Source organism: Rarobacter faecitabidus (assembly GCF_006716265.1).
Taxonomy (GTDB): Bacteria; Actinomycetota; Actinomycetes; order Actinomycetales; family Cellulomonadaceae; genus Rarobacter; species Rarobacter faecitabidus.
Window position 1 is genome coordinate 111,077 of sequence record NZ_VFOS01000001.1, and the last position, 26,132, is coordinate 137,208.

21 protein-coding genes and 1 tRNA gene are annotated in these 26,132 nt (G+C 66.6%); 17 read left to right on the forward strand and 5 right to left on the reverse strand.

Annotation, left to right across the window (positions count from 1 at the left end):
• The first annotated feature begins 34 nt into the window (after nt 1–34).
• Together FB461_RS00580 and FB461_RS00585 are read left to right on the forward strand one after the other, a co-directional pair.
• Nucleotides 35–946: a hypothetical protein gene (locus FB461_RS00580; protein ID WP_142117987.1), complete on the forward strand. Its 912-nt coding sequence runs from the start codon at nt 35–37 to the stop codon at nt 944–946.
• Between the two features lie 93 nt (nt 947–1,039).
• Entirely contained in the window at nt 1,040–1,240 is a 201-nt protein-coding gene (locus FB461_RS00585; RefSeq protein WP_142117989.1) for a CsbD family protein, read from the forward strand.
• Nucleotides 1,241–1,356: 116 nt separating this feature from the next.
• Here the strand turns inward: FB461_RS00585 and FB461_RS00590 are convergent.
• Nucleotides 1,357–1,429: transfer RNA gene (locus FB461_RS00590), tRNA-Thr, on the reverse strand.
• Nucleotides 1,430–1,775: 346 nt separating this feature from the next.
• Here FB461_RS00590 and FB461_RS00595 point away from each other — a divergent pair.
• The 6 genes from FB461_RS00595 (at nt 1,776) to FB461_RS00620 (ending at nt 10,251) form a co-directional block, all read left to right on the forward strand.
• Nucleotides 1,776–3,020, forward strand: coding sequence for an SHOCT domain-containing protein (locus tag FB461_RS00595; RefSeq protein WP_142117991.1), 1,245 nt, complete (start codon nt 1,776–1,778; stop codon nt 3,018–3,020).
• On the forward strand, nt 3,017–4,171 hold the full coding sequence (locus FB461_RS00600) for a TFIIB-type zinc ribbon-containing protein (protein WP_142117993.1): 1,155 nt from the start codon (nt 3,017–3,019) through the stop codon (nt 4,169–4,171). The genes FB461_RS00595 and FB461_RS00600 overlap by 4 nt, the downstream gene beginning before the upstream one ends.
• Nucleotides 4,168–4,698, forward strand: a complete 531-nt coding sequence (locus tag FB461_RS00605) for a hypothetical protein (RefSeq protein WP_142117995.1) — start codon at nt 4,168–4,170, stop codon at nt 4,696–4,698. The genes FB461_RS00600 and FB461_RS00605 overlap by 4 nt, the downstream gene beginning before the upstream one ends.
• A gap of 373 nt (nt 4,699–5,071) precedes the next feature.
• On the forward strand, nt 5,072–7,972 hold the full coding sequence (locus tag FB461_RS00610; protein ID WP_246045934.1) for an FAD-binding and (Fe-S)-binding domain-containing protein: 2,901 nt from the start codon (nt 5,072–5,074) through the stop codon (nt 7,970–7,972).
• Between the two features lie 55 nt (nt 7,973–8,027).
• The gene (locus FB461_RS00615) at nt 8,028–8,543 is read left to right on the forward strand and encodes a MarR family winged helix-turn-helix transcriptional regulator (RefSeq protein WP_142117999.1); all 516 of its coding nucleotides are present in this window, start codon (nt 8,028–8,030) and stop codon (nt 8,541–8,543) included.
• 130 nt (nt 8,544–8,673) lie between these two features.
• Complete coding sequence (locus FB461_RS00620) at nt 8,674–10,251, forward strand: hypothetical protein (RefSeq protein WP_142118002.1); 1,578 nt, start codon at nt 8,674–8,676, stop codon at nt 10,249–10,251.
• 38 nt (nt 10,252–10,289) lie between these two features.
• Here the strand turns inward: FB461_RS00620 and FB461_RS00625 are convergent, their stop codons facing one another.
• From FB461_RS00625 to FB461_RS00635, 3 genes are all read right to left on the reverse strand, one after another.
• Nucleotides 10,290–11,054: a maleylpyruvate isomerase N-terminal domain-containing protein gene (locus FB461_RS00625; protein ID WP_142118004.1), complete on the reverse strand. Its 765-nt coding sequence runs from the start codon at nt 11,052–11,054 to the stop codon at nt 10,290–10,292.
• A gap of 9 nt (nt 11,055–11,063) precedes the next feature.
• A complete protein-coding gene (metX, locus tag FB461_RS00630) occupies nt 11,064–12,284 on the reverse strand; it encodes a homoserine O-acetyltransferase MetX (RefSeq protein ID WP_425466865.1) in 1,221 nt (406 codons plus the stop codon).
• A gap of 129 nt (nt 12,285–12,413) precedes the next feature.
• On the reverse strand, nt 12,414–13,736 hold the full coding sequence (locus FB461_RS00635) for a bifunctional o-acetylhomoserine/o-acetylserine sulfhydrylase (protein ID WP_142118008.1): 1,323 nt from the start codon (nt 13,734–13,736) through the stop codon (nt 12,414–12,416).
• Between the two features lie 332 nt (nt 13,737–14,068).
• Here FB461_RS00635 and FB461_RS00640 point away from each other — a divergent pair, with 332 nt between their 5' ends.
• On the forward strand, nt 14,069–15,586 hold the full coding sequence (locus tag FB461_RS00640) for a C40 family peptidase (protein WP_142118010.1): 1,518 nt from the start codon (nt 14,069–14,071) through the stop codon (nt 15,584–15,586).
• Between the two features lie 185 nt (nt 15,587–15,771).
• Here FB461_RS00640 and FB461_RS00645 read toward each other — a convergent pair whose 3' ends face one another.
• Nucleotides 15,772–16,275: an inorganic diphosphatase gene (locus FB461_RS00645; protein WP_142120590.1), complete on the reverse strand. Its 504-nt coding sequence runs from the start codon at nt 16,273–16,275 to the stop codon at nt 15,772–15,774.
• Nucleotides 16,276–16,509: 234 nt separating this feature from the next.
• On the opposite strand from FB461_RS00645, the gene dacB reads away from it, so the two are divergent.
• The 8 genes from dacB to FB461_RS00685 all read left to right on the forward strand — a co-directional run bounded on the left by dacB (nt 16,510) and on the right by FB461_RS00685 (nt 25,973).
• On the forward strand, nt 16,510–17,907 hold the full coding sequence (gene dacB / locus FB461_RS00650) for a D-alanyl-D-alanine carboxypeptidase/D-alanyl-D-alanine endopeptidase (protein WP_142118012.1): 1,398 nt from the start codon (nt 16,510–16,512) through the stop codon (nt 17,905–17,907).
• Nucleotides 17,904–19,037, forward strand: a complete 1,134-nt coding sequence (locus FB461_RS00655; RefSeq protein WP_142118014.1) for a zinc-dependent metalloprotease — start codon at nt 17,904–17,906, stop codon at nt 19,035–19,037. The genes dacB and FB461_RS00655 overlap by 4 nt, the downstream gene beginning before the upstream one ends.
• Nucleotides 19,013–20,080, forward strand: a complete 1,068-nt coding sequence (gene tilS / locus FB461_RS00660; protein WP_246045935.1) for a tRNA lysidine(34) synthetase TilS — start codon at nt 19,013–19,015, stop codon at nt 20,078–20,080. Before FB461_RS00655 ends, tilS begins: the two co-directional genes overlap by 25 nt.
• Before the next feature lie 31 nt (nt 20,081–20,111).
• Nucleotides 20,112–20,642, forward strand: coding sequence for a hypoxanthine phosphoribosyltransferase (hpt, locus tag FB461_RS00665; protein WP_425466898.1), 531 nt, complete (start codon nt 20,112–20,114; stop codon nt 20,640–20,642).
• Nucleotides 20,643–20,782: 140 nt separating this feature from the next.
• Entirely contained in the window at nt 20,783–22,912 is a 2,130-nt protein-coding gene (gene ftsH / locus FB461_RS00670; RefSeq protein ID WP_142118018.1) for an ATP-dependent zinc metalloprotease FtsH, read from the forward strand.
• Between the two features lie 6 nt (nt 22,913–22,918).
• Nucleotides 22,919–23,485, forward strand: coding sequence for a GTP cyclohydrolase I FolE (gene folE / locus FB461_RS00675; protein ID WP_142118020.1), 567 nt, complete (start codon nt 22,919–22,921; stop codon nt 23,483–23,485).
• A 324-nt stretch (nt 23,486–23,809) separates the two neighbouring features.
• Nucleotides 23,810–24,415, forward strand: a complete 606-nt coding sequence (locus FB461_RS00680; RefSeq protein ID WP_246045936.1) for a sigma-70 family RNA polymerase sigma factor — start codon at nt 23,810–23,812, stop codon at nt 24,413–24,415.
• Between the two features lie 85 nt (nt 24,416–24,500).
• Entirely contained in the window at nt 24,501–25,973 is a 1,473-nt protein-coding gene (locus FB461_RS00685) for a hypothetical protein (RefSeq protein ID WP_142118022.1), read from the forward strand.
• Nucleotides 25,974–26,132: the final 159 nt, after the last annotated feature.

Consider the following 26,132-nt stretch of genomic DNA (forward strand, 5'->3'; position numbering starts at 1 on the left):
CATTTCGGCATCACGGTGCGGGTAGCGTCCACTTATGGCACCATTTCCTTCCGAATTACTTGCGACGCTCACGCCCCTGGCTGTCCAGCACGACAGCCTCGCGATTCCAGCACACCGCAATATCGTGGCGCTGGCAGCAGCACGGTTCGAGAAGCCGCACTGGGTCGTCACTCCCGAGCAAGCGGCAGCGGCCAGTGCGCCCACTCGCGGCTCGGGCGGCGCCCGCTTCCGAGGTGCAGCCATTGCCGTGGAGACGGTCGATCCGCAATTCGCCCTGACTGAGGGGTTGATCATCAACGGCCCCTTCCGCATCGGTGCGCGCGACGCTCAGGGGGCCGGGCTCTTGCCGGTCGAGCACGACATCTACGTCCTGCCCGATGCGGACGAGGCCACCGTCGCCGCACTGCGGGAATGGGCGATGGCGGTTGCCAGGCATTGCTGGGGCGCCGTGATCCAGTCTTCGGGGAACGTCTTGCGTCCCGACCCGGAATCGCTCGTTGATCTGCGCCTCTACTCGCCGGATCCGCAGCCGAACGAGGTCGTCGCTACGGCCCTGCGTCCGGTTCTACCGCAGATCCAGCCCTTCCAGGACCGTGACGGCAGCGAAGCGCTGTACATGCAACTCGAATACGACGGCACGATCGTGATCCGGCGGTACCGCGCGTCGCGCGAACTGCCGCCCGCCTTGTCCACGGTTGACTGGCGCGAATTCGGCCCGCATGTCTACGAGGTGTCATGGATTCCGCCCGCGCCGGAGGAACTCGACAATCCGTCGCCTTCCGCGCTGCATCTCATTGCTCGACGTCGCGCATCGCAACTCGTCGCGCGCGCTGCGACGGTACTGCGCGAACAGTACGACGGCACGGTGCTCGACTTCGAGGACTTCATGGTGCGCCCGGCTGATCTCAAGGCACGTACCCAGGGGAAGTACACCGGCTTGGCTTAGCTGCCGCTTGACCGCCCATAAGGTGCGGCCGGTCGATAGTTCTCCGACGGTGGAGAGGTTCGTAGGAATCGAAACACACCGGAGGTGGTTGAGATGGGACTTGGCGACAAGTTGAGCAATTCGGCTGAAGAGTTCAAGGGAAAGACCAAGGAAGCTGCGGGCGAGGCCAGCGGGAACGAGCAACTCGAGGCCGAGGGCAGGAACGATCAACTCAAGGCGAAGGCCAAGGACGCGGTCGAAGATGTCAAGGACAAGGCTGCCGAGGCTTTTAACAAGGTCACGGGCAAGGATTGACGCAGTCCGCTCCGCATGCGGCGCGAGAAACGCCGCCAGTTGCACAGGGGTGCCGGCGCTAGGGCGTCCTGCACCCCTGTAGTCATGTTCGACGCGCACGGGCACGTTCTTGCCGGAGCCGCCTACCAGAATCGAACTGGTGACCTATTCATTACGAGTGAATCGCTCTACCGACTGAGCTAAGGCGGCTTGGTCCAGGCGCACTGCGCTAGACCGCGCTCTACTGTACTCAACGATGGGCCAATCCACAAAGTCGTCAACGCGGGTGGCGGCAGGGGGGTGAAGCGGCGGAGCCCTCGTCCTCAATGCCACACAGTGCGACGGCCGCCCGCGTCCTTGAGCCGGCCCAGAGCGGCCGAGCGCTCGTCCTCAATCCACGAGCCCGCGCGGACGGGCAAATGGCCGATTCCCCAATAAACCCTCGGATATGCCTGCAAACTATGGCCCGCGGCACGCGTCGCAAGTAACCTAGGACTCGACGTTCCGCTGCCGCCGAGGCCGCGGCGCCCCTGGCAGACAATCGAGGGAGATACCGATGGGATTCATCAAGGCTTTTGCTGGCGCGATTGGCGGCACGCTGGCCGACCAGTGGCTCGACTTTCTTACCCCGCCTGCTGGCCTCGCGCCCACCGCAGCGATCTTCCCCGCCGTTGCGCAAGGCCAAAACAACGGCCGCGGCTCGAACACCAAGGGTTCGAGCAACATCATCACGAACGGTTCGCGGATCGTGGTCCCCGAGGGCTATGGCCTCCTCACCTTTACCGAAGGCCGGATCAGTGGCTTCATCTCCGAGCCGGGTGGCTACACCTTCACGACGGACGAACAGAACTCGCAGTCGATCTTCGCTGGCGATGGCTTCATCTCGCCACTGATCAAGACGTCGTGGGAACGCTTCAAGTTCGGCGGGCAGCCGGGGGCGCAGCAGATCGCCCTCTACGTCAACCTCAAGGAGATCCCGAACAACCGGTTCGGCACGCAGTCGGAGATCTACTGGGATGACGCCTACCTGAACGCGCAGGTCGGCGCCCTGGTCCGCGGAACATACACGCTCAAGATCACCGACCCGATCCTGTTCATCTCACGCTTCGTTCCCGCCACCTACATCACCGCCGGCGGCCCGGTGTTCGACTTCACGGACATCGACAACGATGCCGCGGCGCAGCTGTTCAACGAGATCGTCAGCGCGCTTTCGCCCGCCTTTTCGCTCTACACCAACGACCCCTCGAAGGGGAACCGCATCTCCCGCATCCAGTCGGACGCACTGGGCTTTGCCCAGTCGCTCGGCCAGGCGGTCGAGGACGGCTACAAGTGGCGCACCGAGCGCGGCCTCGAGATCGTGTCGGTCGCCATTCAGGCGATCGAGTACGACGAGGACACCCGCGCGCTGCTCTCGGACGTGAAGAAGGCGGATGCTCTGTCGGGCCAGCGCGGGAACACGTTCCTCCAACAGTCGGTGGCGCGTGGTGTGCAGGCCGCTGGCGAAACCGGCGGCGGCGCAGGCCTCGCCATGTTCGGCATGGGGGCTGGTGCGGCGGGAGGCATGGCCGGCGCCATGCAGCAGCAGCCACAGCCGACCGCCGGGCCGTTCGCGAACCCGGCGCCGGCACCGCAGCAGCAGTACGCACCGCCCGCGGAGCAGGCACCGCCTGCCCCTGCCCCCGCCGCGTCGGCGGCCGAGGATCCAGTCGCTAAACTCACCCAGTTGAAGTCGATGCTCGATGCCGGGCTGATCACTCAGGCGGACTTCGACGCGGCTAAGGCAAAGGTCCTCGGCCTGTGACGTCGTCGTCATCGACCCAGCAGGTGGGCGGTCACGACAAGTGCCCCACCTGCGGCTCGACCGACATCGCGTATTCGAGCACCAAGGGCGTCCTGATCTGCCGCTACTGCCGCGCGCAGTGGACCGAGGCGAACGCCGAGCAGTCGCTCGGTTATGACACGGATATAGCCTCGCTGCAGGGCGTGCAGGTGACCCGAGGTGCGGATCGGATAGACGAGGCCTCGTCCGATGTCGTGACACTCAAGTGCCAGGGCTGCGGTGCCGAGGTCGTCATCAACTCGGCCACCAACCTGCAGGCCCGCTGCCACTGGTGCCGTAGCGTGCTGTCCCTGAACGAGCGCGTCGCAAACGGATCTGTCCCAGACGCGGTGCTGCCGTTCGCGCTCACGCACGAGCAGGCCGTCGATAAGATCCAGGCGTTCGCCAAGAAGAGAGTGTTCTTCGCGCACAAGGGATTCCGCCGCGAATTCGAGCCCGCGAACGTGGTTGGCGTGTTCATGCCATACCTCGTCGCTGACGTCCGGGCCGCGGTCAAGATGCGCGGTGAGGGCGAGATCGAGATCCGCCGCTACACGGTCTCCGTGGGCAAGGACCGCCAGGAGACGCGTTACGACGCCGACGTCTATCAGGTCGAGCGCCAGTTCGACCTCATCGTGGACGATCTCACCGTCGAGTCCTCAGCGCGGCGAGCCGGAGCGCACACAAGTGCGGAGACGACCAACATCGTCAACGCGGTACTGCCCTTCGACACCAAGAAGGCGGTCCGCTACAACGCGAACTACCTTGGCGGTTTCACCTCGGAGAAGCGCGACCTGAACGTCGATGACGTCTCGGGCACCGTGAGCCGGATGCTGTTCGGCCTCGGCACCACGTTGATGCGCCGCACGCTGGGCCAGTACGGCCGCGGCGTGAAGTGGACGGGCGGACAGGTGGGCGTGCAGGGCGTGCGCTACCTGTCCATGTACGCGCCGATCTGGCTGTACTCGTATTACGAGAAGCGGGGTAGCGGCGAGTTCCTGCACTACATCGCGGTCAACGGCCGCACCGGTCAGACGATGGGCTCGGTGCCCATCAACAAACTGCGGCTCACGCTCTGCTCGGCACTGACCACGATCGGCATTCTCGCCGGAGGATGGGTGTTCTTCCTGTGATTATTCAGCAACTGGCCCAAGTGACCTATCTCGCCGATTCCTCCTCTGAGGGGGACGGCGCGGGGTTCGTTGTCGCTTTCGCCTTCATCGCGGGATTCTGCTTCTTCTTCTTCGTGTGGAAGTACTACCGCAACGCCAACGCGCGCTTCAAGTTCGAGGAGCAGACCTCGGCCGATGCGAAGAATGTCCAGGGCACGGATGTGAAGGTCAACACCCGTCGCGGGCTGAGCTCGTCCTCGATCTCCGGGCGGAACGATTCGGACGCCACTGCTCGCGTTCCCGTAGAGGAACTTTGGCCGACACCGAACGATGCCATCACGTCTGTTTTGGACGAGGCCTCCGGCGGCCCTGTCGGGGCCCCCGGTCACCACGTGCCGGGACAACCAGGCCAACCGCCGTCAAGCCAGCCTCCTGGGCCGGTGCAAGGACCGACTGGCCAGCAGGCGCCGTACCAGCCGGGTCACAACCCCGGCCCGCAGGCACCGTTCCAGCCCACGGATCCGCCCCCGTACCAGCCTGGGCAGTAGTTCGCCGCGCTCGGCCTGTCGGGTGGGGTGGCACCACGAATGGTGGCGCCACCCCACCCGATATTGCGGGTCGAGCGCCGGCTTCACCGCACTTGCCGCGCCTGTGCCGCAGGTAACGGGCGCCCCGGAGTCACCGGACGCCCCGCCTGCTGCGGCGCATGCTGCCGTTGTGTTCGCATGCTGCCGCTGTGTTCGCATGCTGCCGTTGGATTCCTCGCAAACGAATCGAATGCCCGCAGGCGCTGCGGTAGCCGGGCTCTGGGGTGTATTGAGTCGCGCGCTGCGGGGCGGCGTCCTGGAAATTCGCGGCGCGATCGGCAGGCGCCTGGCCTTTTGTCCCTGGTCTGCCCGTCGTGGATGGGACAATGGCGGGGTGACAGTGGCAATCGAAGCACCCAAGAACGCGGACATTGACGGCATCGTTGCCGCCTTGCAGTCTGCGGTGACCGGCGAGGTCTCTACCTCTAACCTGCGCCGTGCCGAGTACGCGACCGATGCGTCGAACTATCGGGTGCCACCGCAGATCGTCGTCATCCCGCGGACGCAGGACGACGTGCTGGCCGCATTGCGGATCGCCCGTGAGGCTGGGATGGCGATCACCACGCGCGGCGGCGGCACCTCGATCGCCGGCAACTCGATCGGGCCAGGGATGGTCATCGACTTCTCACGCCACCTGAACCGGATCCTCGAGATCGATCCGGAGTCGCGGACAGCGCTCATCGAGCCGGGCGTGGTCATGTCCGACTTGCAGGCTGCGGCCGCGCCGCACGGACTGCGGTTCGGTCCTGATCCTTCGACCCAGAACCGCGCCACACTCGGTGGCATGATCGGCAATAACGCATGCGGCCCGCACGCCGTGGCGTACGGCCGCACATCCGACAACGTGGTGTCGCTCGACGTCATCGACGGGCTGGGGCGCCGCTACACCGCAGGTAGGGACAAGCAGGGCTACGAGGAGGTCCCCGGCCTTGAGGAGTTCATCTCCGCCAACCTGGCCCTGATCCGCACCGAGTTCGGGCAGTTCGGCCGGCAGGTCTCCGGCTACTCGCTCGAGCACCTGCTCCCCGAGAACGGCTCCGACCTGGCCAGGGCACTGACTGGCACCGAGGGCACGGTCGCCACGATCCTGCAGGCGCGCGTGCGGCTCGTCCCCATCCCCAGCGCGCCGACGCTCGTGGTCCTCGGCTACGAGACGATGCCGCTCGCCGCCGATGACGTCCCGCTCCTGCTCGCGCGCAAGCCGCTCGCCATCGAGGGTATGGACGCCCGCCTGATCGACATCATCAAGCGCGCCAAGGGTCCCGATTCGGTACCCGATCTTCCAGCCGGTAACGGCTGGCTCATGGTCGAGGTGGGTGGTGCCACCGCGGACGAGGCCATGGACGCCGCTCGCGCGATCGCTGCGGCGGCCAATGCTGACGATGCCATGATTCTTCCTGCTGGCCCCGAGGCGAGCCGCATGTGGCGCATCCGCGCGGACGGGGCTGGCCTCGCAGGCAGGACGCCCTCGGGCGATCAGGGATGGCCCGGTTGGGAGGATGCCGCGGTCAGGCCCGAGAACCTGGGCAAGTACCTGCGTGATTTCGATTCGCTGCTGGAACGATACGGCCTCGATGGCGTGCCCTACGGCCACTTCGGCGACGGCTGCATTCACGTGCGCATCAACCTGCCGCTTGAGGACAACGCGGACATCTTCCGCCGCTTCCTGACCGATGCGGCAGTCCTGGTTGCGCAGTACGGCGGCTCGCTCTCCGGCGAGCACGGTGACGGCCGTGCCCGTTCGGAGCTGCTGCCCAAGATGTATTCGGACGAGGCGATCCGCCTCTTCGAGCAGTTCAAGGCGCTGTTCGATCCCAGGGACGTCATGAACCCGGGCGTGATCGTGCGCCCGGATCCCCTCGACGCCCACCTGCGCAGGCCGCATGCCAAGCCGGTCAAGCCCACCACGGGCTTCGCGTTCCGCCACGATCAGGGCGACTTCACCAAGGCCGTTCACCGCTGCACCGGCGTGGGCAAGTGCCGGGCCGACAACAGCGCGGCCGGCGGTTTCATGTGCCCGTCGTATCAGGCGACGAAGGACGAGAAGGACGTCACGCGCGGTCGCGCTCGCGTGCTGCAGGAGATGATCAACGGCTCGGTGATCACGGGTGGCTGGTCAGCGCCCGAGGTTACGGAGGCACTCGACCTCTGCCTCAGCTGCAAGGCCTGCTCGTCCGACTGCCCGGCGGGCGTCGACATGGCGGCATACAAGGCGGAGGCGCTGCACCGCAAGTACGAGCGCAAGATCCGCCCCATCAACCACTACATCCTTGGCTGGCTGCCTCGCTGGGCACGGCTGGTATCGAGCATGGGGCCGGTCGCCGCGGTCGCCAATGCGGCCTTGGGGATCAGGCCGATTGGAAAGCTCGTCCTGAGCGCGGGCGGCATGGACAGCCGCCGCAAGATGGCGAAGTTCGCGACGCAGCCGTTCCGTCGCTGGGTGCGCAGTCAGGACGAGATCCCCGTCGCCCGCGACGCGGGCGGCTCCCCGCGCTCCTCCGCGGCCGGACAGCGAACCCGAGTCGTGCTGTGGGCGGACTCGTTCTCCGACTCTATGACGCCGCACGTCGCCCAGGCTGCGCTGCGGGTCCTGGACGCGGCCGGGTACGACGTAATCGTCCCGGGCGGTGAGGCATGCTGCGGCCTGACGTGGATCTCCACGGGTCAGTTGAATGGTGCGCGCAAGAAGCAGGCGCAACTGCTACAGGTGCTCGGCCCGTTCGCCGTGGCGGGCATCCCCATCATCGGCGTCGAGCCGTCCTGCACGGCCGTGCTGCGATCCGACCTGCTCGAGCTGCATCCGGACGACCCGCGCGCGGTGGCGGTCGCAGCGCAGACGATGACGCTGGCGGAGTTGCTGACCTCCGAGGCGCCGCTTGGGCCGGGGGAGCAGTGGCAGATGCCCGACCTGTCGGACGTCACGGCCGTGGTGCAGCCGCACTGCCACCACCACTCAGTCATGGGATTCGGCCCGGACGAGAAACTACTGCGCGATGCCGGGGCCGAACTCACGATGTTGGCGGGCTGCTGCGGCCTGGCGGGCAACTTCGGGATGGAGAAGGGGCACTACGAGGTTTCGGTCCAGGTGGCTCAGAACGAGCTGTTGCCAGCCCTGCGGGCGGCGGGCGAGGGGGATGTCTATCTCGCCGACGGCTTCTCGTGCCGCACGCAGGCATCCGGCTTGGCGGGGGTCGAGGGCAAGACGCTGGCGGAACTGATCGCGGACCGGTTATAGCGGTCTAGCCCGCCGCCTATTAAGTTGTTTCTACAACCAATTACAATGGGTGGTTATGGACGAGGTTCGCTGGTTGTCGCCGGAAGAATTGCACACCTGGGTCAAACTCGAGGTGATCGCGGAGTTGCTTCCCGCAGCGCTCGATCAGCCGCTGCAGCGTGAGCACAATCTCACCCACTTCGAGTACATCGTGCTCGCCCAGTTGTCCGAGGCCACCGACCGCACCATGCCGTTGACCGTCCTTGCCGCCCGCACGAGCGCCACGCTTCCGAGGCTCTCGCATGTGATCCGGCGCCTCGAAGACCGTGGGCTGGTCGTCCGATCCACGAGCGAATTCGACCGGCGCGTCACGCTCGCCACCTTGACGGATGCGGGCTGGGAACGCGTCGTGGAATCGGCTCCAACCCACGTCGCGAGCGTGCGCGACATCGTGATCGATCGGCTCACCGCCGATCAACTCCGCTCGCTCGGTGCGATCACGGATGCCATGCTGGCGGCGCTCGATCCTGACGACCGCAAGGGTCTTCGCCGCGTCTGCGACGAGAAGGCCCCGCATCCGCCGTCTCCGTAGGCAAGTGCGAACCAGCCAGTTCAGCGGGAGCAACGGCCTTCTACCTGGCCAAGGCGAGCAGTGGATGTGAATTGCCTGAATCGGCGCGATTCGAGTTTCGCAAATCGCCCGCTCGCCCTAGAGTGCACTTATGGTCAGTGTCGGTCCCGAGAAAGCCTGGCAGGCCGTGCCCTCGCAACCGGGAACTCCGGGCCACGACCGTGCGGCTGGTGGCGACGAAGCGCCAGGCGCTAGCGCCGCATCCCAGGGCGCAGCTCGCGAATTCGAAGAGCGCGTCACCGCGCTCATCCAGCAACATGCATCAATTCTGCTGGACGAACCCCTCCTGCCTCTCGCAATGGTCACGCCATCGGGTATGGCAGCCGATTCGAACCGAAGCGTGCTTGTCGCCCTCGACGGACGTGGGCGCCAGGTGGTCGTCACCGTCGTGCACCACCTGGATCTGCCCGCCCTCATGAGCGCGATTCAGGCTGCCGGACGGCTGGGATTTCGTTCCCGATCCGCCATGGCGAAGTCGTACCCGGGTGGGGGCGCCGCCTTCGATAGCGCACTGGCGTCGTTCTTTCGCGCGCGCCCGGACCTGCAGGCGACCGTGGGGCAATTGGCCACGCAGCCCCGGCTCGTCGTCGTCTGCGGCGGCGCGACCGACGATGCCAGCGAAGCGCTCCGCTTCTTGAGCGGCGGAGGCGGCGGAATCGAGATCTTCCCGCTGACGGCTCAGGTCGTCGGCCGGGTCATCGCCAAGGTACGCGGAACGGCTCCGCAGCCGTCCACGCCCCAGGCGCCGGTGGCGCAGCCCGCTGAGCCTCAGGCGCCGGTCGCGCAACCCGCAGTGTCACAACCTCCGGCCGCGCTGCAGCCGGCCGCAAGAAGCGACGCACCACCATCCGCGCCGCAACCGATCCAACCGCAGCCTGAGCCCGCAGCCGCGTCGGCAGATCAACCACTCGCCGCGCCGGCACATGAGAGGGCGGTCGACGCCCCGGAGGCAGACGTCACCGCAGTCGCCGGAGATTCTCCGGATCACGAGCGCGCGACGGCGAGCGATCCGGCGCCCCAGACCGGATCGGTGCCCATCCCCGACTTCGACGAGCTCCAGGATCGGCCCGTACCAGCCGACATCGAAACCTCGATCCACGAACGAGCAGGGGCGTCTGGGACGGACACTAGCGCCCAGGACCCGCACGGGCATCACGCGACGGTGTCCGCGCCAGCTCGGCGCGGGCAGCCGTTCGGACGAACCGAACCGCTCGCGATCACGACCGAGATTCCGATCATCGACGCCAAGCGACGGCTTCCTAGAACCGTCCTGCCGAAACCCGTTGAGGGCACTTCCCGCCCGCCCGCCCGCGCGCTCGCGGTCCGCACTGTTGCACTCGAAGCCGCGGTGACCGGGAAAAGCACCGAGGAACTCACCGCGTCCGTCGTGAACCGCAACGCCGAGCGCGACCTGACTGTGCTCTGCGATGAGTTGGAATCGGCAGTGCCAATAGTCTGGGTGCGACAGGGAACGGGTGAAAGATACGAGGCTGTCCTCCATCCCGAGGGGATGATCACCCTGCCAACCGGCATCGAGTACGCCGACCCCACGCGCGCGGCGCGTGCTATCTCCGGGAGTCTGAGCGTCGCCGACGGCTGGAACCTGTGGCGCATCGGCGAATACGGGCCAACGCTCGCCGAGGCTTGGCGGGAAGTCTTCGGCCGCTGACAGCGCGGAGGCAATGGACCCCCCGGAGCGTGCGCGTTTCAGAGCAAGGGGAGCATCCGGCCGAGATCGGGGACTGCATCCGAGGTGAACGTGGGCTCCAGCGCCCGAGCCAGTTCGTCCACGTCGTAGGGCGAACGGCCGGAGGCGAGCGCAATCCAGCGAAGCGGATCGCTCACTACCAGTGACCAGCCGCCCCGGGTTAGGACGATGTGGAGCAACTCTTCCGCCACGATCTGCGCTGCCGACGGCAGGATCGGGTTGGCTTCGCCGCGCGAATCCAGTATGCCGGCGAAAGACTTGGACAGGTCGATCGCGTGGACCACCAGTTCGACGAGTCGCGAGATGACCATGTCACGCAGCAGGATGGGGCCGCGGCGGGCCTGGATGACCAGATCGCCGGGATCGGCGAGGCCGTATCCTCGCGCGACCTCCTCGAACTCCTTCAGCTTGGATAGGGCGACGGAGGCCTCGTCCTTGACCGCGCGAAGAGGATCATCGTGGCGAAGCGCGGAAAGTTCGCGCGTGAGTTCGTCGATCTCATCCGCGCGTGATGGATAGCTACCCAGGTATTCGGCGAGGGTAAGCGGGATCGTGCCGATCGGGCTGGGCTCGCTCACGCTGAGCGCGCTCCACGCGCGCGCGAGATGAATCACCAGATCCCGATTGGTCCAGCCGGGCAGTGAACTGGCCTGATCAGCGATCCCGAGCAGGTCCTCGTCCGATTCGCTCAGCCAGTTATCGAGGCGCCGCCATTGGGAGGCGAGGGCTGCAGCGACATCGGCGTAGCTGGTAACGGCAGTCATTGTGCGAGGCTACGTGATGTTCGCCGCGGCGTCGAGCGACGCGAGGAAGTGTCGCACGGCTGGCTCAAGCTGATCGAAGTCGATGAGGAAGCCGTCATGTCCGAAGTCGGAGTGGATGATGTGGACCGGGTCCGCGTTCGGGATTTCCGCGGCCATGCGCTCCGAATGGATCACTGGGAATAGCCGGTCGGAATCGACGCCGACGATGAGTGCCCGCGCCGCGATAGAACGCAACGCCGAGCGCACGCCGCCGCGCTCGCGACCGAGATCGTGAGACAGCATCGACTCGGTGAGGCTGATGTAGCTGTTGGCATCGAAGCGGGCGGCGAGCTTGTGCGCGTGGTGGTCCAGATAGGACTGCACGGCGAACCGTCCGCCGTGCAGCGGCTCTTCGGCGCCCTGCGGCAACCGCGCGAAGCGCTCGTCGAGTTCCAGCGCGCTGCGGTACGTGATGTGTGCGATCTGCCGAGCGATCCCGAGGCCCACGTGCGGGCCCTTGCCGGGCGGCTGATCGTAGTAGTCGCCGCCGTGGAAGTTCACATCGGCGCGGATCGCCGCGAGTTGCGGGTGGCTCCAGGCGATCTGGTCGCCGGTGAACTGGGCGGAGCAGGCAATCGCGCCGATCGCGTCCACGCTGATGCCCTCTGCCGGGCCGAGCAGTGCCCACTCCAGCGCTCGCAGTCCGCCCATAGACCCGCCGACCACGAAATGCCAGCGGGAGATTCCGAGGGCGTGAGACAGCGCGATCTCCGCCGCCACCTGGTCGCGGACGGTGATCCGGGGGAAGCGGCTACCCCAGCGGCGCCCGGCCAGGTCTAGGCTAGCCGGCCCGGTCGTTCCCTGGCAGCCGCCGAGGACATTGGGTGCGACCACGTAGTACTTGTCCGTGTCTATCGGCCGGCCGGGACCGACCATCTGGTCCCACCATCCGGCCGTGACGTGGCCCTCCCCGGCGTCACCCGTGGCGTGAGAGTCCCCGGTCAGCGCGTGCAGCAGGAGCACGGCGTTGCTACCGTCGCGATTCAACTGGCCCCATGTCTCGTAGGCAACACTGACGCTCGGCAATGACAGGCCGGATTCGAGGGCAAGGGGGCCAAGTTCGGCGAAGCTACGGTGACCGATCGGGTCGCCCTCCAGCCAGGCCCCCGTCGCCGGAAGCACGCGCGCGTGCGTGGCGCGAACGCGCCGCCCGCTGGGCTTTGCCGGATCCGGCCTCGAGGATGGCGTCAAGCTCAAACCAATCTATGCGGCAATCGCGCCGGGGCGATCGAACGACTCTCGCAACAACTCTACGCGGGGCGGGTGCGCAACGGCGGCGGCGACCACCACGTGGGATCGCCGCCGCCGCTCAGACTAGAACTAGTTCACGGCCGCGGCCGCAGCGAAACCGAGTTCGAGGTCCGCGAGGATGTCCTTGATGTTCTCGATTCCCACCGACAGGCGCACCAGTCCCGGCGTCACTCCGGACAGCGCCTGCTCCTGCTCGTTGAGCTGGCTGTGGGTGGTCGAGGCCGGGTGGATGACAAGCGAGCGGACGTCGCCGATGTTTGCCACGTTCGAGTGCAGCTTGAGCGCGGAGACGAACGCCTGACCGGCGGGCGCTCCACCGGCGAGTTCGAACGAGACGACCGCCCCGGAGCCGCGCGGCGCGTACTTCTGCGCGTTCGCGTGCCAGGGGCTCGATGGCAGCGAGGCGTAGTTCACCTTGACGACATCGGCGCGCGCCTCGAGCCATTCGGCGACCGTGCGGGCGTTCTCGACGTGACGCTCAACGCGCAACGACAGCGTCTCAAGCCCCTGTGCGAGCAGGAATGCGTTGAACGGCGAGATGGCGGCGCCGAGGTCCCGCAGCAGTTGGACGCGGGCCTTCAGGATGTACGCGAGGTTCGCGCCGAGGATGCCGTTCACGCCAAGGTCGCGGGCGAAGACCAGTCCGTTGTAGCTCTCGTCCGGGGTATTGAAGCCGGGGAACTTCTCCGGGTCCTTGCCGAAGTCGAAGTTGCCGGAGTCGATGATGACGCCGCCGATGGCAGTACCGTGGCCGCCGATCCACTTGGTGGTGGAGTGGATGACGATGTCGGCGCCGTGCTTGATCGGGTTGAGCAGGTAGGGCGTGCCGACGGTGTTGTCGACGATGAGCGGGACGCCCGCCTCGTGCGCGATGCCGGCGACCGTCTCGATGTCCAGCACGTCTGAGCGCGGGTTAGGAATGGTCTCGCCGAACAGCAGTTTCGTGTTCGGGCGGATCGCGTCGCGCCACTGCTGCGGGTCGTGCGGGTTCTCAACGAACGTTACCTCGATGCCGAACTTGGGCAGGGTGTAGTTGAGCTGGTTGTACGTTCCCCCGTAGAGGCTCGAACTTGCGACGATGTGGTCGCCCGCCTCTGCCACGTTGAGGAACGCGTACTGCTGCGCCGCCTGGCCGGAGCTGACCAGCAGGGCACCCACGCCACCCTCGAGGTTCGCGAGGCGGTTCTCCACGATCTCCTGGGTCGGGTTGCCGATGCGGGTGTAGATGGGGCCGAGATCCTTCAGCGCGAATCGGTCCGCGGCGACGTCAGCCGTGGGAAAGACGAACGAGGTCGTCTGGTAGATCGGCAGCGCCCTGGCGCCGGTCGCTGGATCTGGCACCTGTCCGGCGTGGATCTGGCGGGTCTCAAATGACCAATCTGCTTCACTCATGTGGATGCTCCATCGAGGTTTGTCCGCCGTGTGGACCGGCGCGTAGTTAGTTCGATGACTGTATCCGTGAAGTCGGCACCTACGCACCCCACCGTCTCACGATCCGGACGCCGATTTGGGACGCCCGTCCAAAAACACGGAAGCCATGGTGCCCGTGTGACTGGTGTGATTGAAGTGGCCAAATATTTCCAAAGTGACGAAAGAGGGATAGGCTCAGAAGTCGAATGCGCACGTCCTGACGGGCGCGCCTGCACGTCATTGCCCGTTTGAGGCAGTGGCTGGAACGGCTGCGCATCCGGGATGTCCACCGCGCTGTCGAAAATGGAGCCGAGATGCCTGACCGCACACCGCGTCGCCCGCCGCGCTTCTTCGCGCGCCACCGCCGTCGCCTCGGAGTCTTCGTGCTCGCGCTCGCGCTTGGCTCCTCGTCCGCCCTCCCCGCGGCAGTCGCCACGCCAGAGGACGATCAACTCGACCAACTGCGCGCCCAGTCGAATTCAGCCGCCGTGGAGGTCAAGTCACTCGATGACCGCATCGCGAAACTGCAGTCGCAGGTAGACGACGCATGGGCCGTGGTGGAAGCCGCTGCGGAGGACTACGCGCAGGCCACCGAGGACCTTAAGAACGCGGAGAGCGCCACGGCTCAGGCGCAGGAGCGCTACGAGTCCGCCCTGGCGAACAAGGAGGAGTCCCGCAAGGTACTCGTCCAGATCGTGCGCGAACGCTCCCGTCTCGGCGGTACGACCTCGTCGATACAGGCCTTCTTCGCGGCCGACGAGTTCGACGAGGCGGTAGCCGAGGCCGCTGCGCAGGACCTCGTCCAGGACCGAGCGCAGCGCGCCGTTCAGCACCTACAGGCCAACACAGTCGTGGCTGACACCCTGGCGCAGGCAGCGCAGAAGGCTCAGAACGAGCTCGCTGAGGTTCGCGAGGAGTCGAAATCGGCGCTGAGCAAGGCGAAGCGCCAGCAGGAGAAGGCGCAAAAACTTCAGAAAGATGCCAAGGCCGAACGGGAGGCGGCAGTCACCCGACTTGCCGAGCTCCGATCCTCGACCGTAGCGGCGGAGCAGGCGCGGCAGACCAGACTCGAGGAGAAGCGGCAAAAGGCCCGCGAGGAGGCGGCGCGACAGGCCGCCGCCGAACGGGAGGCCCGTGACAACGCGCAGACGGACAGCGGATCCGACAACGCGGACGACGATTCCAAGTCCTCGACCAAGAAGAACCGCAAGCCCAAGCCGAAGGACGACGGCGGCGGGTCGAGTTCGACTGGTTCCGGCAATTCGGGCTCGTCCAACGCTGGCACCGGTTCCGGCAATTCGGGCGGCGGTTCGAGCGGCGGTTCCGCAGGCGGCTCGGGTAGCGGCGGGAGTTCCGGGGGATCCGGCTCGGGCGGCAGTAGCGGCGGAAGTTCCGGGGGATCCGGCTCCGATGGTGGGAGCTCCGGCGGACTGCTGGGGCAGGGCACTGCCGTCGCGACGGCCGCGCAGGGTCGATCTGCCGTGGCGGCGGCCAAACTGCGACTAGGTAAGCCGTACGGCTGGGGTGCAACAGGACCGGATTCGTACGACTGCTCGGGCTTGACCATGACTGCGTGGAGCGAGGCCGGCGTGAGCATCACCCGCACGTCGCGTTCGCAGTATCTGCATGTGAAGAAGATTCAGCTTTCTTCCATGCGACCCGGCGATCTGCTGTTCTGGGGTGACGATCAGGACGATCCGATGTCGATCACGCATGTCGCGATGTTCATCGGAGACGGCCAGATGATCGAGGCACCTCGCCCCGGACTCACCGTGCGCATCACGTCAGTGCGTTACGACTCGCGCCTGATGCCGTACGCCGGACGGGCTTAGTCGCCATTGGCGAATCGGGCGCGGTTGGGGCGGGACAGCGGGGCCAACGAGTTCATCCACCGAGCGAATCGCAAATACCTGGACGCCCGAAAGCCCCACGGAAACGACAACGAACCCCGAGAGCAACGCAACCAGGTGCCTGAGCGCGTCAACACTGTACGCCCAGGTGCGGGACAACTTCCGCCTCAGTGCTCGCCGATGTGATAGCCCGCATCGATAGCGCGCTGGAACGAGTTCTGGATCTCGATCTCGGCGGCGGCGCGGTCCACCCAGTGGGCGCCCTCGACTGACTTGCCGGGCTCCAGATCCTTGTAGACCTCGAAGAAGTGTTGGACCTCGAGGCGGTGGAAGTCGGACACGTCATCGATGTCCTGCCGCCAGGCCGCGCGCTGATCGGCGGTGGGAACGCAGAGCACCTTGTCATCGCCGCCCGCTTCGTCTCGCATGCGGAACATGCCGAGTGCGCGGCAGCGGATCAGGCAGCCGGGGAAGGTGGGCTCCTCGAGGAGCACCAGCGCGTCCAGCGGGTCACCATCCTCGCCCAGCGTGCCCTCAATGAATCCGTAGTCGTCCGGGTAGCGCGTAGCGGTGAAGAGCATCCGGTCGAGCCGAATCCGGCCGGTCTTGTGGTCTACCTCGTACTTGTTCCGATGTCCCTTAGGGATTTCGATTGTTACGTCGAACTCCAGTGCCACAGTGGTTACACCTTCCCCGCGGGCGTCCATTGGATTTCGCTGGACGAGTTGATTGTCTATGGTCCATCATGCCTGATCTGCCTGGAACATCTCGAATTAGAACTCTCCCGTGCCGCGCCGTCCGGGAAACCCTAGCCGCGGCAGTTAGGCTGATTCGTGCGAGTCGATCACGCAGGAATGCGGCCCGCCCACCCCCGTTAGCGCGCGTCAGAGAGGTAACGCTGCCAGATGAGCTCGAAGAGGCGTCGCAAGTCCGCCGGGGCGGTGGTGTTCCTGCTCGTCCTCATCGTCGCCGTTGGCTACCTGTGGGCCGATGCGAAGGACCTGCTCCCCGGCTATCTCACGATGTCCCCACCGCCCGGCCCCGCCGCGGAATTCCCGACCCCGCCCGGGGCCGTGGAACCCGGCGACACGGCCGCAGCGCCCGGCGGGGCTACGGCCGTACTGCCGCAGACCGACGTCGATATCGCCGCCGCTGTGAAGGATCTGGTGACTGACAAGAAGAACGTCGGCAAGTCGATCTCCGTCATCGTGTCCGACGCGGTGACCGGCCAGATCATCGCAGCGCACAAGCCCAACAAGCCAATGACCCCGGCTTCGGTGCAAAAGGCGCTGGTCGCGCTCGCCGGCTCCGAGGAACTCGACCTGGACGCCACCCTGAAGACCACTGTCGTCCAATCCAGCGCATCCGAGATCGTGCTGGTTGGCGGTGGCGACATGATGCTCTCCGCCGAGGCCGGCGACCCGACGGTCGTCAACGGGAGAGCGGGCCTCGCCGACCTCGCGGCCCAAGCGGCCTCAGCCCTGGAACTGCGGGGAGAAACGACCGTCCGCCTCGTCTATGACACCTCGCTGTTCGACGCGAACACCCACGGCGTATGGGAGCAGAGCCCCGCGCAGGGGTACGCCGCGCCCGTCGTTCCATTCGCGATCAACGTGGGCCGCATGAGCGACGGTGAGTACGCTCCGCGATATGACGACCCGGCGGGTGAGGCTGCGAAGGTCTTCGCCGCGCGGTTGGCGGAACGGGGCATCACCGTGGACGGCGCGCCGCGCAGCGGCAAGGCCGTCAGTGGCGGCAAGACGGTCGCGACGGTCGAATCCGCTCCCGTGCGCGACCTGATCGAGCACTTCATGAGGTATTCGGACAACACCATTACCGAGGTCGTGGGCCGACTCGTCGCCATTCATCGCGGCCTGCCCGCGTCGTTCGACGGCGCCGCCAAAGCCGTCCTGGCGACGCTGAGTGGAATGGGCATCGACGTATCGGGCGCGTCCTTGAAGGACTGCTCGGGCCTCGCGGAGGGTTCCAAAGTAATGCCCGAGACCATCATCGAGGTCATAGATCGGCTCGCCACTCCGGGCGAGGGCACGTTCCACGACGCCGCCACGGGCATGCCCATCTCCGGCTGGACCGGCACATTGGCCGAACGCATGACCTCGGATGACGCCCGCGGCAACGTGCGGGCCAAGACGGGATCCCTGCCCAAGGTGGTGGCGCTCGCCGGCACCATCCAGACTTCCAGCCAGCGCCCACTCAACTTCGTCGTGATCGCCGACAGGTCGCCCAATACGTGGTCGACCCGCAAGGTCATCGACGACTTCGTGACAGGACTGACCGCATGACGCACGCCAATCCCGAATCCCTGATCGACTGGTCGAGCGCCGCCCGCGTCGCCGGGCGGATCGCGCCGCCCGGCCCGATCGGGTCGCGCGTCGAGTTACAGGCGCTCGTGGACGAGTTGCGGATCGCCGCCGAGCGCGCCTGGGCGCCGGCGGTCGAGTTCTCCGGCCTGGCGAACCTCATCGGCGACGAAGCACCGATCGCACCCGTGTATGTGGTTGATCGCGCTGGCTGGGCCGTCGCCAATTCCGAATCCATGGCGCGACTCTCGGCCCCGCTGCTCGGCGACCTGCCCGCGCAACGGGCGAGCGCGCAGGTACTCGGCACCGTCGAGGCGGCTGGCATCCTCGCGCTGCTGTCGACCAAGGTGCTCGGCCAATTCGACCCGTATGGTCCCAGTAGCGGGCGCCTGCTCCTGATCGCGCCTAACATCCTCGACGTCGAATCCGTGATTGGCGCCCCTGCGAGCGACTTCCGCCAGTGGGTATGCCTGCACGAACTCACGCACGCCGCGCAGTTCCGTGCCGCGCCGTGGCTCGCCGATCACCTCGTATCGCTCATCAGCGACCTGGGTTCGAAGACGGACCCCGAGGAGGACGAGGCTCCCGACGAGCCGGCCACCCTCGGCGATCTCGCTCAAGGTAAGGCCGCTACCGCCGCCGCCGACGCGATCGCCGGGTTCGCCGCCGGCGTGGTGCGCGCGGGACGCATCGTGCGCTCGGGCGTGCAGGCGGCACGCGGCAAGGGTCAGGCCGGACTCATGGACGGCTTCCTCGGTCCGCGTCAGCAGGCCCGGCTCGCGGAACTCACCGCGATCATGGCGCTGCTGGAAGGGCACGCGGACGTCACCATGGACGCCGTCGGCCCCGAGGTGATCGGTTCGATCGACCAACTGCGCGAGGACTTCGACAATAAGCGCGACTCGGCCAAGGGCATGGCCAAGGTCTTCGCCCGGGTATTCGGCATGGAGGCCAAACTGGCGCAGTACCGTAACGGCGCCGAGTTCGTGCGCGGCGTCCAGCACCAAGCGGGCGTCGAGGCGCTCTCAGCCGCGTGGGCGGCGCCTCAGAACCTGCCGCGTGCCGAGGAGATCGCGGATCCCGCCGCGTGGATCGCCCGCGTGCTGGGCTGACGGTGGCCCGGATCACTCCGCTCGATCCGCTCCGCCGGGCGGTCGAACGGCACCTCTCCCAACTCGAGCCCCATGTGCCCGTCATCGTCGCCTGCTCGGGCGGTGCGGACTCGCTCGCGCTTGCAGCCGCTACGGCGCAGGCCACCGATCACTTGAAACGCCGGGGCATCGCCGTCACCGTGGATCACGGCATGCAGGCGGGATCGGCTGACGTCGCCATTCGTGCCGCGCGCGCCTGCGAGGGCCTGGGCCTGGACGAGGCCATCGTCGCGACCGTGCATGTGCCATCCGAGGGTCACGGCGGCCCCGAGGCGAGGGCACGCGACGCCCGCTACGCCGCACTCGACGAGGCGCGGCGGAAGCTAGGCGCAAGCGCCATCCTGCTGGGTCACACGCTGGACGATCAGGCCGAAACCGTCCTGCTCGGACTCGCACGCGGTTCCGGGATCCGTTCCATCGCCGGTATGGCCGCCGTGAACGACGCGTGGCGCCGACCCCTACTGTCCATCACTCGCGCGCAGACCGAAGCCGTCTGTGCCCACCTTGGGATCGAGCCGTGGCACGACCCCACGAACGCCGGTGCCGACGGCGACCCCGTACGATCCCGGCTCAGGGCGCGCGCACTCCCGTCACTCATCGAGGTGCTGGGGCCAGGACTTACGCGTTCCCTCGCTCGCACGGGCATGCTGGCCGCCCGCGACGCGGACTTCATCGAGACGTGCGCCGGAGAACTCGTCCACAATGCCCGCGAAGCCGCGCCCGACTGCGCGTGCGCGCCTCGCGGAATCCGCCTGAGTGTGAAAACCCTGATCGCGGCGCATGCGGCCGTGCGACTGCGGGCGCTACGCCTGGCCGCGATCGAGGCCGGCAGCCCCGCCGGATCACTGGCATACGGCCACTGTGAAGAGATCGATCGGCTCTTGACGCAGTGGCACGGGCAAGGGCCGATCGCGCTACCCGGGAATGTCGGCGCGGCCCGTCACTGTGGCACGCTAGAACTTGGCACTTCCACCAACCCGGCATCGCTGCACACCAAGGAGTAACCACGTGGCCAACGGCTCACTTGAAAACGACATCGAACACGTGCTCATCCCAACCGATGAGTTGAACGGCCGGCTGGACGAGATCGCGCGCGAGATCGACCGGGACTACGCCGACAAGGACGTGCTCGTGGTGGGGGTCCTCAAGGGTGCGATCATGGTCGTCGCGGATCTGACCCGGCGCATGACCATTCCCGTCACCATGGACTGGATGGCGGTGTCCTCGTACGGCTCGGGCACGAAGTCCTCGGGCGTCGTGCGGATCCTCAAGGACCTCGACTCCGACCTGCACGGACGCCACGTGCTGGTCATAGAGGACATCATCGACTCCGGGCTTACGCTGTCCTGGCTCGTGGCTAACCTGCGCAGCCGCGGCCCTGAGTCCGTCGAGATCGCCACCATGCTGCGGAAGCCGGACGCGGCAAAGGTGGACGTCGACGTTCGCTACGTGGGCTTCGACATTCCCAACGAGTTCGTGGTGGGCTATGGGCTCGACTACGACGAGAAGTACCGCAACCTGCCATACGTCGGAACGCTCAAGGCCGAGGTGTACAGCGGCCGATGATCCGTCCGCGCCGTCCTTCGACGCTGATGGCGAACAAGGAAGGTGCGCACAGTGAAATCGAATCGGGACCGGGTATGTTCGTGTCGGAACATCTCGCATCTTAAGTTGAAGGGAGCCGGGGTCCGCCCCAGCGCGCAACTATGAAGAAAGTTTTCACCGGTCCTGCCTTCTGGATCATCTTCGGCGTGAGCCTGCTGCTGCTGGCGCTCCTCGCCTTCAACCGCGACCCCGTTTCGCGTATCAGCACGTCCGACGGCCTCGAGCTCCTCACCGGCGAGACCGTCGAGAGCGCGCTGATCATCGACGGCGACCAGCGCGTCCAGCTCGACCTCACGCAGTCGTTCAAGAAGGACGACCGCGACCTGGGCAAGAAGGTCGAGTTCTACTACGTCGCACCCCAGGGCGAGCAGGTCGTGAGCGCGGTCGTCAAGGCGGACCCGGCCAAGGGGTACAACTCGCAGATCGCCAAGGGTAGCGTGTGGGCGTCCCTCCTGACGCTGTTCCTGCCGTTCCTGATCATCGGCGTGATCTTCTACTTCCTGCTCACGCGCATGCAGGGCGGGGGCGCGGGCGTGATGAAGTTCGGGAAGTCGCGCGCCAAGCTCGTCGACAAGGACATGCCGAAGGTGACATTCGCCGATGTCGCTGGCGCGGACGAGGCCGTCGATGAACTCCGCGAGATCAAGGAGTTCCTGGCCGAGCCGGCGAAGTTCCAGGCCGTCGGCGCCAAGATCCCCAAGGGCGTGCTGCTGTACGGCCCGCCCGGAACCGGCAAGACGCTCCTCGCCCGAGCGGTCGCGGGCGAGGCGGGCGTTCCGTTCTTCTCGATCTCCGGCTCCGACTTCGTCGAGATGTTCGTCGGCGTTGGCGCCTCGCGCGTGCGCGACCTGTTCCAGCAGGCCAAGGAGTCGGCACCGGCCATCATCTTCGTGGACGAGATCGACGCCGTCGGCCGTCACCGCGGCGCAGGCATGGGCGGTGGGCACGACGAGCGTGAGCAGACGCTGAACCAGTTGCTCGTCGAGATGGACGGGTTCGACACCAACACCAATGTCATCCTCATCGCCGCGACCAACCGACCCGACATCCTCGACCCCGCGCTGCTGCGCCCGGGACGATTCGACCGCCAGATCGGCGTGGACGCGCCTGACCTCAAGGGGCGCCTGCGGATCCTCCAGGTGCACTCGAAGGGGAAGCCCATGGTGCCGGGACTGGACCTCGAATCGGTGGCGCGGCGCACGCCCGGCTTCTCGGGCGCCGACCTCGCGAACGTGCTCAACGAAGCCGCATTGCTCACCGCTCGCTCGGGTGCGAACCTGATCGATGACCGGGCGCTGGACGAGGCCATCGACCGCGTGTTCGCCGGTCCCCAGCGCAGGAGCCGGGTCATGAATCCGGACGAGCTCCTCAACACCGCGTATCACGAGGGCGGGCATGCGCTCGTTGCCGCCGCGTCGCACTATTCCGACCCGGTCACCAAGGTGACAATCCTGCCGCGCGGCAGGGCGCTCGGCTACACGATGGTGCTGCCGACGGAGGATAAGTACTCGACCACCCGCAACGAACTGCTCGACCAGCTCGCCTATGCGATGGGCGGGCGCGTCGCCGAGGAACTCGTGTTCCACGACCCAAGCACCGGCGCCGCCAATGACATCGAAAAGGCGACCGACACGGCACACCGCATGGTCACCGAGTGGGGGCTGAGCGAGAAGATCGGTGCGGTCAAACTGGGAGACGGGTCCTCCGAGCCGTTCATGGGCCGCGACATGGGCCGTAGCATCGAGTACTCCGATGCCGTGGCCGGGCAGATCGACGCCGAGGTCCGTCAGCTCATCGAGACCGCCCACGACGAGGCGCGCGACATCCTCACGCGCTATCGCGACGTACTCGACGACCTGGTCACCGAGCTGCTCGAGAAGGAAACGCTGGACGAAAAGGAGATCGCGCGGATCTTCGGGCCGGTCGTGAAGAACCCGCCCCGAGATGTCTGGCAGTCCGGCGAAGGTCGCACCCCCCAGCGCGGGCCGGTGGCGATCCCCGAGCGGGTACGAGAAGCCTACGAGCGTCACCGTCAGTTCCAGCAGAATTCGTCCGCCAACCAGCCAGGCGGGGGCTCCGCGCCGGATGCGGTGGCTCAGCCCACCGAGCCGCCTATCGAGCCACCTGCCCCGCCGAGCGGGCCGACCGAGCCACCTGCCCCGCCGAGCGGGCCGATCGAGCCGCCAGCACCGCCGACCGGGCCTAGCGAGCCGCCCGCCGGACAGGTCTGACGCAGCATGGCTGTCGATCAAGAGCGCATCGCCGCCGCCGTGCGAGAGATCCTGCTCGCGGTGGGCGAGGATCCCGACCGTGACGGCCTGCGGGAAACCCCCGAACGCGTCGCTCGTTCGTACGCCGAGGTGTTCTCCGGACTCGCCGACGATCCCGCCGAGGTGCTGGAAACAGTCTTCGACATCGATCATGACGAGATGATCCTGGTGAAAGACATAGCGGTGTACTCGACGTGCGAGCATCACCTGGTGCCGTTCCACGGCGTCGCGCACGTTGCCTACATCCCCTCGGCACAGGGTCACGTCACTGGCCTGAGTAAGCTGGCACGGCTAGTCGACGTGTACGCGAAGCGCCCGCAGGTGCAGGAACGGCTTACCACGCAGATCGCCGAGGCGCTGGTCGCCTCGCTGCAGCCGCGGGGCGTCGCCGTGGTGGTCGAGTGCGAGCACATGTGCATGTCGATGCGCGGGGTGCGTAAACCAGGCGCCAAGACCGTCACCTCGGCGGTGCGCGGTCAGATGCGGGACCCGGCCACGCGGGCAGAAGTCATGGCCCTAATCCTCGGCCGCTAGCCACGGCCTCGTCCGCACCCGTCGTGGCCCCGCTGCGCGGCAGCGCTCGCAGGGGGATCGCTCCTCCCACAGCCGCCTCCCCGCTCACGCCCCGCCGCGCCGTGCACTTTTCACGCCCCATCGCGCCATCTCCTCTTCGCGCGAGGCTGCTCACTCGTGGTCGTTCCATCGGCGTTGGTGTACTCCGCTGGTACTTGCCAGGGGATCGGGCAGCCGGGCGGCCAGTAAAGATTCTCGAAAAACTCGTGCAAGGACTGCCGCAGTGGCGACATAAACCTAAAGTCAAACTGTGAGCGACCTTGGGTCGGACTTTGAGGAGTGAGCATGGATGCTGCTTCCACGGATGCACCATCATTGGATGGGCCATCCGATATGACGGCGCACCCGCCGGGGGGAGATGCCGTTGTGACACCGCTTGCCGGTTCTCACCGCGATACCCAGTGGTTCGACGAGTTGTTCGCAAACTACGCGACAGTCGTGCACCGCTATTTCATCCGGCGTGCCCCCATCGACGACGCGGAGGACCTCACCGCTGAGGTGCTTGCGACAGCCTGGCGGCGCCGCGACTCCATCGCGCTGGGGGGCGAACTGCCGTGGTTGTACCGGACGGCCGGGTTCGTGCTGGCCAATTACCGTCGCCGGGTCCGCGACCTGCCATCGGCGGAACTTGAGTACCTCAAGAGCCTGTCACCGCTGCTCGGCAACGGCTCGGCGAACGATCCGGAAGCGGAGATCTCGGAGCGCGAGCGGGCACTGATGGCGTTCGCGCAGTTGTCGGCGCGTGATCAGGAGGTCATTCGCCTCGTTGCATGGGATGGCGTTGACCGAACCCAACTGGCAGATAGTCTCGGCATCTCGGTGGGTGGCGCCGACGCCGCCCTATCGCGCGCGCGGGCACGCCTCGCCGCAGCGTGGGCGACCTACGAGTAGCGCAAGAATCGCGCACCGCAGCACATAAAGACTTCGAAGCCCGATCGCGCAGGGGGTCATCGGGCACGGAAATTGGAGGAAAGTCATGGACCGCAAAGACGGTTTCGGTTCGCCCACGGGAGAGCCGACAGAAGACGACGGCGCAGGCGTCTCGTGGGACGCGATCGCAGATGCCGACCCGGCTGGGATGACGGGCCCGGACCTCGCCAGGCTCCGAGCCAAAGTGGACGCCAAGATCGCCAATGAGACCTCGTTCGAACCTGGCGCATCGCCAGAAGCCGACCTAACGCCAGGAATCGCTCGCATTGAGCCGATCCGCCGAGCGAAGCGGCGCTGGGTGGCGGTTGCCGCGGTTGCCGCCGTTGTCGCGGTGTCCGGCGGCGGCGGTTACGCGATCGGCGCGCTGGGCGATGGATCCGATCAGACGGTCAGCCTCGCGGACGAATCCGGCGAGGATGCCGTCCCCTTCCTCGGGGATGGCACGGCGAACAGCGGTCGAGAGGCAGCGACGGAATCGGCGATGGCCTCGAAGGGGCAGGGCGCGGCTCCCGGCCTGCAATCGGACGCTGCGGTAGCGAGCGCCGCGGAGGGCTCCGGCGCGTCGTCGACCCACGATCGGAAGACGAACGCTTGGGACAACGCCCGCTTCAACTTCATCGACGGGGGGCTGTCGACGGCTTCGACGAAGGCGGAAGCCTGGGGCTACGACTCGACCGGAGTCGCGAGCAAGGACCGCATCGAAGGCATCGCCGCCGCTCTCGGCGTGAAGGGCACGCCAAAGCAGGACGAATGGGGCTGGAGCATCGCGACCGGCAAGAACGGCGAACGGTCGTTGACCCTGTCCAACGACGGCAGCGTTTACTACTACAACTCGTCCGGGTACGGCGAGGCCTTAGCGTCCGATGACGCAGCGGCCTCGGAGGGCACCAGCGTTCTCGACAAGGAGGCGGCACAGCCCAAGGATAGGAAGCCGGCATCCGACAAGCATGTGAAGAAGACGATCAACGACACCCTTGAGGCGCTCGGCCTCGATCCCACGGGGGCGAAGATCGAACTCGAGAAGGATTCGCAGAGCGGCGGATATCGCTGGGCATCGGTCAAACTGCCGGTCGGTGGTACCTACACCGAGGCCGCGTGGTGGTTCAGTTTCTTCGGGAAGGACCTGACCGACCTGAGCGGAGACCTGTCCCAAGTCGTCTCGCTCGGCGACTACGACGTCATCTCTCCCGCCCAGGCGCTCGCTCGCTTGTCGGATCGCTCGTACCAGAATTCGCTCTGGCCGGTGACCTACCCCAAGTGGATCGAAGCGCGCTGGAATGACGCCACCTACTATGCGGAGGCTTACAAGCCGGTGGCTCCGCCCGCACCGGGCGCCAAGTTCGTCTTCCCGATCGCCGATGTGACGATCACGAAGGCGACCCTCGGAGTCGGCTCGTACTCGGACGCGACGGGCGCTCGCCTGCTCCTGCCCACCTACGCGCTATCCGATGCGGACGGCGCGACCTGGCAGGTGCTGGCCATCGCGGACAGTGAGATCGACAACGAGATCAGCCAATAGCAGGGTTTCCGCTACGGAACGACGATGGGTGGGTGACGGCTGCAAAGCCGCCACCCACCCATCGTCTATTGGCCATCATGCGCGTTGAATGCGCGGACTCACTGCGCGCTGAACCGCGGTGTGCGCACGAAGAGTGCGCACACGATGCGAGGCCGCGAC